The organism is Bordetella bronchiseptica (assembly GCF_900636925.1).
Taxonomy (GTDB): Bacteria; Pseudomonadota; Gammaproteobacteria; order Burkholderiales; family Burkholderiaceae_B; genus Bordetella; species Bordetella pertussis.
Genome location: NZ_LR134326.1, coordinates 1693611 through 1707005 on the forward strand (window position 1 = coordinate 1693611; position 13395 = coordinate 1707005).

General features: G+C 66.0%; 11 protein-coding genes. 8 read left to right on the plus strand and 3 right to left on the minus strand.

The window, feature by feature from the left end:
• Positions 1-196 precede the first annotated feature (196 nt).
• From alaC to EL288_RS07930, 4 genes are all read left to right on the plus strand, one after another.
• Positions 197-1384, plus strand: a complete 1188-nt coding sequence (alaC, locus tag EL288_RS07915; protein WP_010931132.1) for an alanine transaminase — start codon at positions 197-199, stop codon at positions 1382-1384.
• Entirely contained in the window at positions 1381-2685 is a 1305-nt protein-coding gene (locus EL288_RS07920) for a homoserine dehydrogenase (RefSeq protein WP_003813074.1), read from the plus strand. Before alaC ends, EL288_RS07920 begins: the two co-directional genes overlap by 4 nt.
• Positions 2682-4088 (plus strand): threonine synthase, encoded by a 1407-nt coding sequence (gene thrC, locus EL288_RS07925; protein ID WP_003813072.1) that lies wholly within the window; start codon positions 2682-2684, stop codon positions 4086-4088. The genes EL288_RS07920 and thrC overlap by 4 nt, the downstream gene beginning before the upstream one ends.
• Positions 4089-4301: 213 nt before the next feature.
• Positions 4302-4523 carry a YgdI/YgdR family lipoprotein gene (locus tag EL288_RS07930; RefSeq protein WP_003813070.1) on the plus strand — a complete coding sequence of 74 codons (222 nt, stop codon included), beginning with the start codon at positions 4302-4304 and terminating at the stop codon, positions 4521-4523.
• Positions 4524-4629: 106 nt separating this feature from the next.
• Here EL288_RS07930 and EL288_RS07935 read toward each other — a convergent pair whose 3' ends face one another.
• Together EL288_RS07935 and pepN are read right to left on the minus strand one after the other, a co-directional pair.
• On the minus strand, positions 4630-5649 hold the full coding sequence (locus EL288_RS07935; RefSeq protein ID WP_003813068.1) for a class 1 fructose-bisphosphatase: 1020 nt from the start codon (positions 5647-5649) through the stop codon (positions 4630-4632).
• Between the two features lie 9 nt (positions 5650-5658).
• The gene (gene pepN / locus EL288_RS07940; RefSeq protein WP_010928564.1) at positions 5659-8367 is read right to left on the minus strand and encodes an aminopeptidase N; all 2709 of its coding nucleotides are present in this window, start codon (positions 8365-8367) and stop codon (positions 5659-5661) included.
• A gap of 147 nt (positions 8368-8514) precedes the next feature.
• Between pepN and EL288_RS07945 the strand changes: the two genes are divergently transcribed.
• Positions 8515-9153: a DUF4136 domain-containing protein gene (locus EL288_RS07945; RefSeq protein ID WP_003813064.1), complete on the plus strand. Its 639-nt coding sequence runs from the start codon at positions 8515-8517 to the stop codon at positions 9151-9153.
• A 98-nt stretch (positions 9154-9251) separates the two neighbouring features.
• Here EL288_RS07945 and EL288_RS07950 read toward each other — a convergent pair whose 3' ends face one another.
• A complete protein-coding gene (locus tag EL288_RS07950) occupies positions 9252-9623 on the minus strand; it encodes an H-NS histone family protein (protein ID WP_003813062.1) in 372 nt (123 codons plus the stop codon).
• A gap of 124 nt (positions 9624-9747) precedes the next feature.
• Here EL288_RS07950 and EL288_RS07955 point away from each other — a divergent pair, with 124 nt between their 5' ends.
• From EL288_RS07955 to aroG, 3 genes are all read left to right on the plus strand, one after another.
• On the plus strand, positions 9748-10578 hold the full coding sequence (locus EL288_RS07955; RefSeq protein WP_003813061.1) for a carbon-nitrogen hydrolase family protein: 831 nt from the start codon (positions 9748-9750) through the stop codon (positions 10576-10578).
• Positions 10579-10588: 10 nt separating this feature from the next.
• Positions 10589-12049 (plus strand): metalloprotease TldD, encoded by a 1461-nt coding sequence (tldD, locus tag EL288_RS07960; protein WP_003813059.1) that lies wholly within the window; start codon positions 10589-10591, stop codon positions 12047-12049.
• A 256-nt stretch (positions 12050-12305) separates the two neighbouring features.
• Positions 12306-13379 carry a 3-deoxy-7-phosphoheptulonate synthase AroG gene (gene aroG, locus EL288_RS07965; protein ID WP_003813056.1) on the plus strand — a complete coding sequence of 358 codons (1074 nt, stop codon included), beginning with the start codon at positions 12306-12308 and terminating at the stop codon, positions 13377-13379.
• Positions 13380-13395 lie beyond the last annotated feature (16 nt).

Sequence of the window (13395 nt, forward strand, 5' to 3'; positions counted from 1 at the left end):
TTCCGATAATAGCGCATCGGCATGACAGCATGTTGCAGGGTATCCACGGGGCCGGCGGGGACGGATCAATGTCCATTTGCCGGGCGGGCGGGCTTGCGCTAGATTACAGGGTTTTGTTGCGCTGCAATCTTGCGGCGCGCCGGCCGCGCGCGGCCTTTTCCCGCCCCTCTTTCTGTCGCCCTTTAGGATTCCCATCATGAGGAAGTTCTCCCGCATCGAGCGTTTGCCGCCGTACGTGTTCAATATTACCGGCGAGCTCAAGATGGCGGCGCGACGGCGCGGCGAGGACATCATCGACATGTCGATGGGCAACCCCGATGGCGCGACGCCGCAGCACATCGTCGACAAGCTGGTCGAGGCCTCGACCCGGCCCGATACGCACGGCTATTCGGTCTCCAAGGGCATCCCGCGCCTGCGCAAGGCGATTTGCGACTGGTACATGCGCCGCTACGCGGTGGAGTTCGACCCGGATTCGGAAGCCATCGTCACCATCGGCTCGAAGGAGGGCCTGGCGCACCTGATGCTGGCGACGCTGGATCGCGGCGATACGGTGCTGGTGCCCAACCCGAGCTACCCGATCCACATCTACGGGGCGGTGATCGCGGGCGCCAACATCCGTTCGGTGCGCATGACGCCCGGCATCGACTTCTTCGAGGAACTCGAACGCGCCGTGCGCGAGTCGATTCCCAAGCCCAAGATGATGATCCTGGGCTTTCCCAGCAACCCGACCGCGCAGTGCGTCGACCTGTCGTTCTTCGAGCGCGTGGTCGCGCTGGCCAAGGAGCACGACATCCTGGTGGTGCACGACCTGGCCTACGCCGACGTCTGTTTCGACGGCTATGTCGCGCCGTCCATCATGCAGGTGCCCGGCGCGCGCGACGTGGCGGTCGAGTTCTTCACCATGAGCAAGAGCTACAACATGGCCGGCTGGCGCATCGGCTACATGGTCGGCAACCGCGAGCTGGTCGGCGCGCTGGCGCGCATCAAGAGCTACCATGACTACGGCACGTTCACGCCGATCCAGGTGGCCTCGATCGCGGCGCTGGACGGCCCGCAGGATTGCGTCAACGAGATCGTGGCGCAATACCAGCGCCGCCGCGACGTGCTGGCGCGCGGCCTGCACGAGGCAGGTTGGAATGTGGAGATCCCGAAGGCGTCCATGTATATCTGGGCGCAGATCCCCGAGCCCTACAGGGCGATGGGTTCTTTGGAGTTCGCCAAGCGTGTCCTGTCGGATGCGAAGGTGGCCGTGTCCCCCGGGATCGGCTTCGGCGAGTATGGCGACGAGTACGTACGCTTCGCTCTTATCGAAAACGAGCAGCGCACCCGGCAGGCGGTGCGCGGCATCAAGGATATGTTCCGCAAGGACGGTTTGCTTAAATGAATCCGATGAAGGTGGGCCTGTTGGGCCTGGGCGTGGTGGGCGGCGGCACCTGGGCGGTGCTGGCGCGTAATGCCGAAGAAATCGCACGGCGCGCCGGACGGCGCATCGAAGTCAGCCGCATCGCCGTGCGCGACGTGGCCAAGGCGCGCAGCCGCGTCGGGGATGGCGTCGAGATTTCGACCGACGGCTTTGCCCTGGTGCGCGATCCGGCGGTCGACATCGTGGTCGAATTGATCGGCGGCGATACGCTGGCGCGCGAGCTGGTGCTCGAAGCCATTGCCCAGGGCAAGCATGTCGTCACCGCCAACAAGGCGCTGCTGGCCAAGCACGGCAACGAGATCTTCGCCGCCGCTTCGGCCCGCGGCGTCATGGTGGCGTTCGAGGCCGCGGTGGCCGGCGGGGTGCCCATCATCAAGGCGATCCGCGAAGGCCTGACCGCCAACCGCATCGAATGGGTGGCCGGCATCATCAACGGCACCACCAATTTCATCCTGTCCGAAATGCGCGCCCGCGGGCTGCCGTTCGCCGACGTGCTGGCCGAGGCGCAGCGCCTGGGCTACGCCGAGGCCGACCCCACCTTCGACATCGAAGGCGTGGACGCCGCGCACAAGCTGACCCTGCTGGCCTCGCTGGCCTTCGGCGTGCCGGTCCAGTTCGACAAGGCCTATGTCGAGGGCATCACGCAACTGGCCCAGGAGGACATCGCCCACGCCGAGCGCCTGGGCTATCGCATCAAGCTGCTGGGCATCACCAAGCGGCGCGTCGATGGCATCGAGCTGCGCGTGCATCCGACGCTGGTGCCGGCCGAGCGCTTGCTGGCCAATGTCGAGGGCGCCATGAACGCCGTGCTGGTGCGCGGCGATGCCGTGGGGCCCACGCTGTACTATGGCCAGGGCGCCGGCGAAGAGCCCACCGCGTCGGCGGTGGTGGCCGACCTGGTCGACGTGACCCGCCTGCACACGGCCGACCCTGGCCACCGCGTGCCGCACCTGGCCTTCCAGCCCGATGCGCTGTCCGACCTGCAGATCCTGTCGATCGAGGAAGTCAGCACCTCCTATTACCTGCGCATGCGGGTCGACGACCAGCCCGGCGTGCTGGCCGACATCGCGCGCATCCTGGCCGACCGCTCGATTTCCATCGGTTCGATGATCCAGCAGCCCGCGCGCATCGGCGGCGCCGACATCATCTTCCTGACGCACGAAGCCGTCGAAGGCAATGTGAACCAGGCCATCGAGCACATCGAAGCGCTGCCGTTCGTGCGTTCGAAGGTGACGCGCCTGCGCATGGAAAACCTCACATGAAGTACATCTCGACCCGCGGCGGCATGGCCCCGCAGAGTTTCTCCGACATCCTGCTCGAAGGCCTGGCGCCCGACGGCGGGCTGGCCATCCCCGAGCAGCTGCCGCAAGTCGACGCGGCCACGCTGGAGTCCTGGCGCGGGCTCTCGTACGCCGACCTGGCCTTCGAAGTGCTGTCGCTGTTCGCCACCGACATCCCGGCCGAGGACCTGCGCGGGCTGACGCGCGCAGCCTACCGGCAGGGCGTGTTCAAGAGCGAAGACATCGTCCCGGTGCGCGAGCTGGGGCAGGGGTTGCAGCTGCTGGGCCTGTCCGAGGGGCCCACGCTGGCCTTCAAGGACATGGCGATGCAGTTTCTCGGCCAGGTCTTCGAGTACGTCCTGACGCGGCGCGGCACCACGCTGAACATCGTCGGCGCCACCTCCGGCGATACCGGGTCGGCGGCCGAGTACGCGCTGCGCGGCAAGCAGGGCGTGGCCGTGTTCATGCTGTCGCCGCACGGCCGCATGAGCGCATTCCAGCGCGCCCAGATGTACTCGCTGCAGGATGAGAACATCCACAATATCGCGGTGCGGGGCGTGTTCGACCAGGCGCAGGACATCGTCAAGCAGCTGGCCGGCGACCTGGCGTTCAAGACGCGCTATCGCCTGGGCGCGGTCAACTCGATCAACTGGGCGCGCATCGCCGCCCAGGTGGTGTACTACTTCCACGGCTGGCTGCGTGCCGCGCCCAAGGGTGGCGAGGTGTCGTTCGCGGTGCCTTCGGGCAATTTCGGCAACATCCTGTCCGGGCACATCGCGCGCGGCATGGGCGTGCCGATCCGCCGCCTGGTGCTGGCCACCAACGAGAACAACGTTCTCGAGGAGTTCTTCCGCACCGGCGTTTACCGCCCGCGCGGTCCCGAGCACACCTACGCCACCTCCAGCCCGTCGATGGACATCTCGCGCGCCTCGAACTTCGAGCGCTTCGTGTTCGACCTGGTCGGGCGCGACCCCGGCCGCGTGGCGTCGCTGTGGGCCGACCTGGCGCGCGACGGCAGCTTCGACCTGTCGGCGCTCAAGCCGCAGTTCGAAACCCGCTACGGGTTCGTGGCCGGCGCCAGCTCGCACGCCGACCGCCTGCAGACCATACGCAATACCTTCGACGAAACCGGCGTGCTGGTCGACCCGCACACGGCCGATGGCATCAAGGTGGCGCGCCAGTTCGTCGAGCCGGGCGTGCCCATGCTGGTGCTCGAGACGGCCCTGCCGGCCAAGTTCGCGGAAACCATCGAGGCGGCGCTCGGGCGCACCGTGCCGCCGCCGGCTGACCTGGCCGACCTCGAATCGCTGCCCCAGCGCGTGACGCTCATGGACTGCGACGCGCAGGCGGTGCGGGCCTTCATCGAGGCCCACGCCAAAGTGTAAAGACGCCTTGCAGGCTGTTTGCAAGGGCAACCCCCGGCCGCCGCAAGGCGCCCGGGGGTTGCCTTTTCATGGCCGTCCATACAGGGGAGAAACAGGGCATGCGCGACGGGGACGCAGCGATTACAGTCCCATGCATTTTGACCACATCCGGTCACCGCGCGGGACGGGCTGGCGCACTACAGTGAAACGACATTGTCACTTTGGAGATTGCCCATGACCCTGAAAACCATGACGCTGGCTTTTGCCGTAACCGGCCTTGGCGTGTTGGCGGGATGCTCATCGCCCTCGGTGGTACAGCAGCGCGATGGCAGTCAGGTCGTGACGCCCGACGAGCCGAAGTACAACGAGGACACCGGCTTCTACGAGTACGAGAAGGACGGCCACAAGGTCCAGATGAACAAGGACGACGTCAAGACGATCGAGGAGGTCAAGTAGGCGAGGGTTCGCGGTCCAGGCTCGGCGAGGCTCTTCCCGCCGCCGCCGAACCGTGAAAAAAAGCCCGCCGGCGCGATGCTGGCGGGCTTTTCTCGCGCAAGCGGCCCTAGCTGGCGTGCGCTTCGGCGTGGTAGCGCCCCACGCGCTCCACCTCGTTCTTCGAACCCAGGATCACGGACACGCGCTGGTGCAGCTTGTCGGGCTGGATATCCAGGATGCGCCCCGTGCCGTCGATGGCCGCGCCGCCGGCCTGCTCGACGATCAGGCCCATCGGGTTGGCTTCGTACATCAGGCGCAGCTTGCCGGCCTTGCCCGGCTCGCGGGCATCCCAGGGGTACATGAAAATGCCGCCGCGGGTCAGGATGCGATGCACGTCGGCCACCATGGAGGCGATCCAGCGCATGTTGTAGTCCTTGCCCAGCGGGCCCGTCTTGCCGGCCAGGCATTCATCGATGTAGCGCTTGACCGGCGGGGCCCAGTGGCGCATGTTGGACATGTTGATGGCGAATTCCTTGGTGTCCTCGGGGATGCGCATCGATTCGTGCGTCAGCACCCACGAACCCATCTCGCGATCCAGCGTGAACCCCACCACGCCATTGCCGATGGTCAGCACCAGCATGGTCTGCGGACCGTAGACGGCGTAGCCGGCCGCCACCTGCTGGCTGCCCGGCTGCAGGAAGTCCTGCTCGCAGACGTCGGCGCCGGCCACCCTGTGCGGCGCGCGCAGCACCGAGAAAATGGTGCCGATCGACACGTTGACGTCGATGTTGGACGAGCCGTCCAGCGGATCGAACAGCAGCAGGTACTCGCCCTTGGGATAACGGTTGGGGATCAGATGGATGGTTTCCATTTCCTCGGACGCCATCGCGGCCAGGTGGCCGCCCCACTCGTTGGCTTCGAGCAGGATTTCGTTGGACAGCACGTCCAGCTTCTTCTGCACTTCGCCCTGCACGTTCTCGCTTTCCAAGCTGCCGAGCACGCCGCCCAGCGCGCCTTTGCTGACAGCGTGGCTGATGGCCTTGCAGGCGCGCGCCACCACTTCGATCAGCAGGCGCACTTCCGGGCCGAGCGCCTGGGCCGAGCGCTGCTGCTCGACCAGATATTGGGTAAGGGTTTTACGTTTCAAGAGTAGCTCCTAAGCAGCCAGATCCAAGGCTTTCGATACGATTTCCTGTACGTTGCGCGACAGCCCGGCATGCGCGCGCACATGCGCCAGCGCGGCCTGCATGGCGCCGCGCAGCGGCTCGGCAAAGCGCGCCCAATTATCCAGGCCGCGCGCCAGGCGGGCGGCGATCTCCGGATTGAGCGCGTCCAGGGCGAGCACCTGCTCGGCCCAGAAGTCATAGCCGCGGCCGTCTGCGCGATGCATGCCGCGGGCGTTGTTCAGGCAGAACTGGAACACCAGCGCGCGGGCGCGGTTGGGATTGCGCAGCGTAAAGGCCGGGTGCGCCATGAGGGCGCGTACCGCGTCGATGTCGGTCGAGCGCGCGGTGGCCTGCAGCGTGAACCATTTGTCGACGACCAGCGGGTCGTCGCGCCAGCGTTCGTAGAACGCCGCCAGCGCCGCCGCGGCGCTGTCCGGAGCGCCGAAATTCACCAGCGCCGACAGAGCCGCCATGCTGTCGGTCATGTTGTCGGCCTGGTCGTACTGGGCCTGCGCCAGGGCTTGCGCGTCCGCGCTTTCGGCGGCCATCAGATGGCTCAGCGCCTGGTTCTTCAGCGCGCGCCGGCCGGCCGGGCCGGCCGCCGGGCTGTAGGCGCCCGGCGTCTGGTTGGCGTCGAACGCCGCGCGCCAGGGGGCGGCCAGTTGGCGGCCCACCTCGGCGCGCAGGAAATCGCGCGCCACGGCCAGGGCGGGCGGGTCGATCTGCTCCATGCGCTCGGCCAGGGTTTTTTCCGAGGGCAACGCCAGGGCGCGGGCCCGATAGGCCGCGTCCAGCGTCGGGTCGGTCAGCAGGGCGCGCCAGGCCGCGATGAAGGCCGGGCGCACGGCCAGCGGCTGGCCGGCCTGATGGCTGGCCGTCAGCGCGAGGATCTCGCGCGTGGCCAGTTCCTGGCCTGCTTCCCAGCGGGCGAATGGATCCGTGTCGTGCGCCGACAGCAGCGCCAGGTCGGCGTCGCTCCAGTCGTATTCGACGATGACCGGCGCCGAGAAGCCGCGCAGCAGCGACGGCACCGGCATGTCCGGCACCTGCTCGAACGTCCAGCTGGCGCGCGCCTCGGTCAGTTCGAGCAGCACGGTGTCGCGCGCCGGCTGGCCGTCCAGGTGCAGCGGCAGCGCGCGGCCCTGCGCGTCGAGCAGGCCGATCGCGAAAGGAATGTGGAATGCCTGTTTGGCGAAGTCGCCTCCGGCGCGTTTCTCCACGCCGACCGGGGCGCAGCGCTGGGTCAGCGTGACGGTGCAACGGCCGCTTTGCGCGTCGTGATCCAGCTTGACGCTGACGCGCGGCGTGCCCGCCTGGCTGTACCAGCGGCGAAACACCGACAGGTCGCGGCCCGGATTGCGCGCGGCGTAGACCGATTCCATGGCGGCGACGAAATCGTCGCAGGTCACGGCCTGTCCGTCGTGGCGCCGGAAGTACTCGTCCATGCCGGCGCGGAATCCCGGCTCGCCCAGCAGGGTGTGCTGCATGCGGATCACTTCGGCGCCTTTCTCGTACACGGTGGCGGTATAGAAGTTGCCGATCTCCTGGTAGCTGTCGGGCCGGATGGGGTGGGCCATCGGGCCGGCATCCTCGGGGAACTGGGCCGCGCGCAGCGTGACGACATCGTCGATGCGCTTGACCGCGCGCGCGCTCGCGGCGGCTTGCTCGTCCAGGCCGCGCGCCATCATGTCGGCGCTGAATTCCTGGTCGCGGAATACCGTCAGGCCTTCCTTGAGGCTCAACTGAAACCAGTCGCGGCAGGTGACGCGGTTGCCGGTCCAGTTGTGGAAGTATTCGTGGCCGATGACGGATTCGATGCCTTCGTAGTTGGCGTCGGTGGCGGTGGCCGGGTCGGCCAGCACATAGGCCGCGTTGAAGATGTTCAAGCCCTTGTTTTCCATCGCGCCCATGTTGAAGTCGCGTACCGCGACCACCATGAAGCGGTCCAGGTCCAGCTCCAGGCCGAAGCGCGACTCGTCCCAGCGCAGCGCGTGGCGCAAGGATTCCAGCGCCCATTCGGTGCGGTTCTCCGAACCGGGATCGCTGTAGACCTGCAGCAGCACATCGCGGCCCGATTGGGTGCGCACGCGCTCTTCGCGATGCGTCAGGCGGCCGGCCACCAGCGCGAACAAATAGCTGGGCTTGGGAAACGGATCTTCCCATTCCGCCTGCAGGCGGCCATCGGGCAGGGTGGCGGTGGCCAGCAGATTGCCATTGGACAACAGCACCGGATAATCGGGCGCCGCGCGCAGCGTCACGCGATAACGCGACATGACGTCGGGCCGGTCGGCGAACCAGGCAATGCGGCGAAAGCCCTCGGCCTCGCACTGGGTGAAGAAATTGCCGCCGGAGACATACAGCCCCATCAGGGTGGAATTGGCGGCGGGCCTGCAGCGGCTGACGATTTCGACCGCCGCGCTGGGCGGCAGGCCGCGCAAGGTCAGGGTGGCGTCGTCCAGGACATAGCCGTCACGCGCCCAGTCGCGGCCGTCGACACGAATGGAAACCAGCTCGAGCGCTTCGCCGTCCAGCACCAGCGGCGCATCGTCCCGGGCATCGGCCTTGCGCGCCACCTGCATGAGGCAGCGCACGGTGGTCGAGGCGGGATCCAGGTCGAATTCCAGCGCCACGTCGGCGATGGTATACGGATAGGGCTGATAATCCTTGCGGTATACGGTGACGGGCGTGTCTGTGCGCATGGCCTACGAAACAGATGATGGACAATGCGGGTATTGTAGATGCAGCGCCGCATGCCCCCGCATTGCTCAGGTACCCAAATGAAACCTTCGCCGGGCGCAGCGGTCGAAGGAATATCCGGTTTGCGTCTGGCCTGGAGGGCCGCAGTCATGTTCAGTATTCATGCGTATTCGCGCCTGGCGCGGCTGGCCGGGCTGGCGGCCCTGCTGGCGGGCGCGGCGCTGGTGGCCGGGTGCGCCGCGCCCAGCGTGTCGGCGCGCGTCACCTCATTCCAGCAATGGCCGGACGGCGTTGCCGGACAGACCTACCAGTTCGCGCCTGAAACCGGGCAACTCAACAATCTCGAATATCAGTCCTATCAGGACATGGTGCGCGCCGGTATCGGCGCCACCGGCCTGGTCGAGGCGCGCGAGGGCCGGAAAGCGCGGTTTACGGTGTCCTTCCGGTATGGCTCCGCGCAGACCCAGGTTATGGTGCGGCGCGCCTATGATCCCTATTTCTACGGCGGTTATGGCGGTTATTACGGGCCGCGCTGGTGGGGCGGTGGCGTCGGGTATTGGGGGCCGGAATGGGTCGACGTGCCCACCGTTGCGTATCGCAATAGCCTGAGCCTGGAAATCCGCGATACCGCGCGCGGCGGCGCCGAAGTCTATCGATCGACCGCGTACATTACCAGCGGGCGCGACGACCTGCTGGGCGCCATGCCGTATCTGGTGCAGGCAATATTCGACAATTTCCCGGGCAATAATGGCTCGGAACGCGAGATCGAGTATCCGCTGGCTCGCTAGCGAATGCGCGGTCGCGGCGCACCGCCGTGGCGATGGCGGCGGCGCAATAAAAACGGCGCGCCTTGAGGCGCGCCGGCATTCCGGGACGAACGGGCGGTTCAGTCGCGGATGAGGAAACTGTCACGCTTGGCGCCGGCGGCTTCTTCGGCAGCCAGCCAGCGCGGCGCCTTGCCGCGGCCGCTCCAGGTTTCGCCCGTTTGCGGGTGGCGGTACTTGGGCGCTACCGCGCGCTTGGCGACCGGCGCGCCAGCCTTGCGGCGTACCGGAGCGCTGGGCGCGCGCACCGATTTGGCCGAACCGAAGGCGGCGGCGATTTCCTCGGGGGTGATATTGTATTCACGCATCGACTTGACGATCGACGCGATCACGGGCTTGCGGCGCCGTGTATGCAGGGCTTCCGCCTTGCGCTTGAGTTTGGTGATTTCTTTCTCTATCTTGGCCTGCAGTACAGCATAGTTTTCACGGGGCATGGTTATTCCTAACTATTTCAAATGACTCGGTCGCCGGCTGAAGGGTATATATGATTGTTGTTTTCCAATAATACAGAAATTGCCCGGCACGGTGTGCTTCCAACTCAGGAATTTTTTGTTTCATATGACAGGCGACCCTCGAACCGACACAACCCCGTCCTGCCGCGTGGCGGCCATACAGATGGTCTCCGGCCCTGACGTTGATGAAAACCTGGCGCAAGCTGCTGAATTGATTGGGAAAGCCGCGCAGGACGGCGCGCGGCTGGTTGCGTTGCCCGAATATTTCTGTTTTATGGGGCATACCGATACCGACAAACTTGCCATCAAGGAAGAGAGTGGTTATGGCAAAATTCAGAGCTTTCTTTCAAATATTTCATCCCAATATGGAATATGGGTGGCGGGCGGTACCTTGCCATTAACCAGCCCGGACCCGCAGCGCGTATTCAATACAACTTTTGTATACGGACCCGGCGGCCAGCCGGCGGCGCGCTACGACAAAATCCATTTATTCAATTTCCAGCGCGGCGCCGAATCGTATGACGAGGCAATTGCCATCCGGCCCGGCAAAGAGGTGCAGGTATTCGATGGCCCGTGCGGGCGGGTCGGATTGTCGGTGTGCTACGACCTGCGCTTTCCCGAGCTGTACCGTGCCATGGGTACGGTCGACCTGATCCTGGTGCCGGCCGCCTTCACCTACACCACGGGCCAGGCTCACTGGGAGCTCCTGCTGCGTGCCCGCGCCATCGAAAACCAGTGTTATGTGCTGGCGCCGGCGCAAGGCGGGCGGCATCCGACCGGACGGCGCACCTGGGGCCATTCCATGCTGGTCGACCCCTGGGGGCAGGTGCTGGACGTTTTACCCGAGGGGCCGGGCGTCATCGGCGGTACCATAGAGGCTGCGCGCCTGGCTGAGGTACGCGCCAGCCTGCCTGCCCTGCGTCATCGCGTTCTATAGACGGAATTCCATGAAATTGATAGATCCCGCCATTTCCGCCCTGGCCACCGCCAAGACCCTGCTGCTCGACCCCTGGGGGTTGACCGAAGCGGATCTGGCGCGCGCCCTGGGCGAGATATTCACGCACAAGGTCGATTACGCCGATCTGTATTTCCAGTACACCCGCAGCGAAGGCTGGAGTCTGGAAGAGGGCATCGTCAAGACAGGCAGCTTCTCCATCGGCCAGGGCGTGGGCGTGCGCGCCGTCAGCGGCGAGAAAACCGCGTTTGCCTATTCCGATAGCCTGTCGGCCGACGCGCTGCTGTCGTCGGCGCGCACGGTGCGCGGCATTGCCCGCCAGGGTGCGGGCAAGGTCAAGGTGGCGGCGCAGGTGCCGCCGGTCGACGGCCGCAGCCTTTATGCCGACATCGATCCGCTGGTCACCTTGACGGCGGCCGACAAGGTCGCCCTGCTCGAACGCATCGAGCGCATGGCGCGCGCGCGCGACCCGCACGTCATCCAGGTGATGGCGGGGCTGGGCGCCGAATACGACGTCGTGCTGGTGGCCGGCAGCGACGGCCGCCTGGCCGCCGACGTGCGGCCGCTGGTGCGCCTGTCGCTGACCGTGATCGCCGAGCGCAACGGCCGTCGCGAAATGGGGCATGCGGGCGGCGGCGGCCGCACGGGGCTGGCCTATTTCACCGACGACATCCTGCGCGACTACGTCGAGCGCGCGGTGCACGAGGCCTTGGTCAACCTGGAGGCGCGTGCGGCGCCGGCCGGGGAGATGACCGTGGTGCTCGGCTCGGGCTGGCCCGGCATCCTGTTGCACGAGGCGGTCGGCCATGGCCTGGAAGGCGATTTCAACCGCAAGGGCTCCAGCGTGTTTTCCGACCGCATCGGCGAGCGCGTGGCCTCGCCCGGCGTGACCGTGATCGACGACGGCACCTTGCCCGACCGGCGCGGGTCGCTGAACATCGACGACGAAGGCAACGCCACCCAGCGCAACGTACTGATCGAAGATGGCATCCTGCGCGGGTACATGCAGGACACGCTCAATGCCCGGCTGATGAAGACCGCCGCAACGGGCAACGGCCGGCGCGAATCGTTCGCGCACCTGCCGATGCCGCGCATGACCAATACCTACATGCTGGGCGGCGCCACGCCGCCCGAGGAAATCATCGCTTCGGTCAAGCGCGGCCTGTATGCCGTGAACTTCGGCGGCGGCCAGGTCGACATCACCAACGGCAAGTTCGTGTTCTCGGCTTCCGAGGCCTACATGATCGAAAACGGCAAGGTCACCTACCCGGTCAAGGGCGCCACCCTGATCGGCAATGGGCCGGACGCCATGAATCGGGTCAGCCTGATCGGCAACGACATGCGCCTGGATTCGGGTGTCGGCACTTGTGGCAAGGACGGCCAGAGCGTGCCGGTAGGAGTCGGCATGCCGACTCTGCGCATGGAAGGCCTGACCGTGGGCGGTACCGCCTGAAGGATGCCAGGGACGTATCGCCGTCCCTGGCCTGGAAAAATCGCGTGGTGACGCGCGGTTTTTTTTGTGCTAGAGTCTACCGCTATGAAATTTGCGTCCCCCGCTTTTTACTTTTATTTTTGGTTTCTGAAGCCGCTGGCGGAGGAAGGGACGCGTGTTAACTGAAGTTTGGTAAAGAATCCCCGAAAAAGCCGCCAGCATAGCTGGCGGCTTTTTTCTTGCCGTCAGTCTGGCGGGCAACCCCAGGAGCCGTGCCGTGTCGCACAATACCGATGACCTTCGTATCCGTGAAATCAAAGAGCTGAATCCTCCCGCGCATGTCATGCGCGAGTTTCCGTGCTCGAAGGATGTTTCTGAAATCGTCTACGCCGCCCGCCAGGGCATGCATCGCATCCTGCATGGCATGGATGACCGCCTGATCGTCGTGATCGGCCCTTGCTCGATCCACGATACCAAGGCGGCGCTCGAATACGCGGATCGCCTCAAGCCGGTGCGCGACCGCCTGGCCGCCGATCTCGAGGTGGTGATGCGCGTCTACTTCGAAAAGCCGCGCACCACCGTGGGCTGGAAGGGCCTGATCAACGACCCCGACCTGGATGGCAGCTTCGATATCAACAAGGGCGTGCGCGTGGCGCGCGAACTGCTGCTGGACATCAACAGCCGCGGCCTGCCGGCGGGTTGCGAGTTCCTCGACATGATTACCCCGCAGTACATCGCCGACCTGGTGTCGTGGGGGGCGATCGGGGCGCGGACGACCGAAAGCCAGGTTCACCGCGAGCTGGCTTCCGGCCTGTCGTGTCCTGTCGGTTTCAAGAACGGCACCGACGGCAATGTGAAGATCGCCGTCGACGCCATCAAGGCCGCCTCGCAACCGCACCATTTCCTCTCGGTGACCAAGGGCGGGCATTCGGCCATCGTCTCGACCGCGGGCAACGAGGACTGCCACGTCATTCTGCGCGGCGGCAAGGCGCCCAACTACGATGCCGCCAGCATCGAAGCGGCCTGCCAGGACATGGCCAAGGCCGGCCTGGCCCAGCGCATCATGATCGACGCCAGCCACGCCAACAGCAGCAAGAAACCCGAGAATCAGCCGCTGGTGGTCGATGATGTGGCCAACCAGATCGAGCAGGGCGATGCCCGCATCGTGGGCCTGATGATAGAAAGCCATCTGCTGGGCGGCCGCCAGGACCTGGTGCCCGGCCAGGCCTTGACGTACGGGCAGAGCATCACCGACGGTTGCATCGACTGGGATGCTTCGGTGCAGGTGCTGGAGCGCCTGGCCCATGCGGTGCGCGAACGCCGGCGCGCGTCGCTGAGCGCCGGCAAGTAGGCCCGCGGCGCCACGA

Coding starts and splice junctions, on each gene's coding strand:
- EL288_RS07930 (WP_003813070.1), top strand. CDS start 4,302: ATGACCCTGAAAACCATGACGCTGGCTTTTGCCGTAACCGGCCTTGGC.
- thrC (WP_003813072.1), top strand. CDS start 2,682: ATGAAGTACATCTCGACCCGCGGCGGCATGGCCCCGCAGAGTTTCTCC.
- alaC (WP_010931132.1), top strand. CDS start 197: ATGAGGAAGTTCTCCCGCATCGAGCGTTTGCCGCCGTACGTGTTCAAT.
- tldD (WP_003813059.1), top strand. CDS start 10,589: ATGAAATTGATAGATCCCGCCATTTCCGCCCTGGCCACCGCCAAGACC.
- EL288_RS07955 (WP_003813061.1), top strand. CDS start 9,748: ATGACAGGCGACCCTCGAACCGACACAACCCCGTCCTGCCGCGTGGCG.
- EL288_RS07950 (WP_003813062.1), bottom strand. CDS start 9,623: ATGCCCCGTGAAAACTATGCTGTACTGCAGGCCAAGATAGAGAAAGAA.
- pepN (WP_010928564.1), bottom strand. CDS start 8,367: ATGCGCACAGACACGCCCGTCACCGTATACCGCAAGGATTATCAGCCC.
- EL288_RS07920 (WP_003813074.1), top strand. CDS start 1,381: ATGAATCCGATGAAGGTGGGCCTGTTGGGCCTGGGCGTGGTGGGCGGC.
- EL288_RS07945 (WP_003813064.1), top strand. CDS start 8,515: ATGTTCAGTATTCATGCGTATTCGCGCCTGGCGCGGCTGGCCGGGCTG.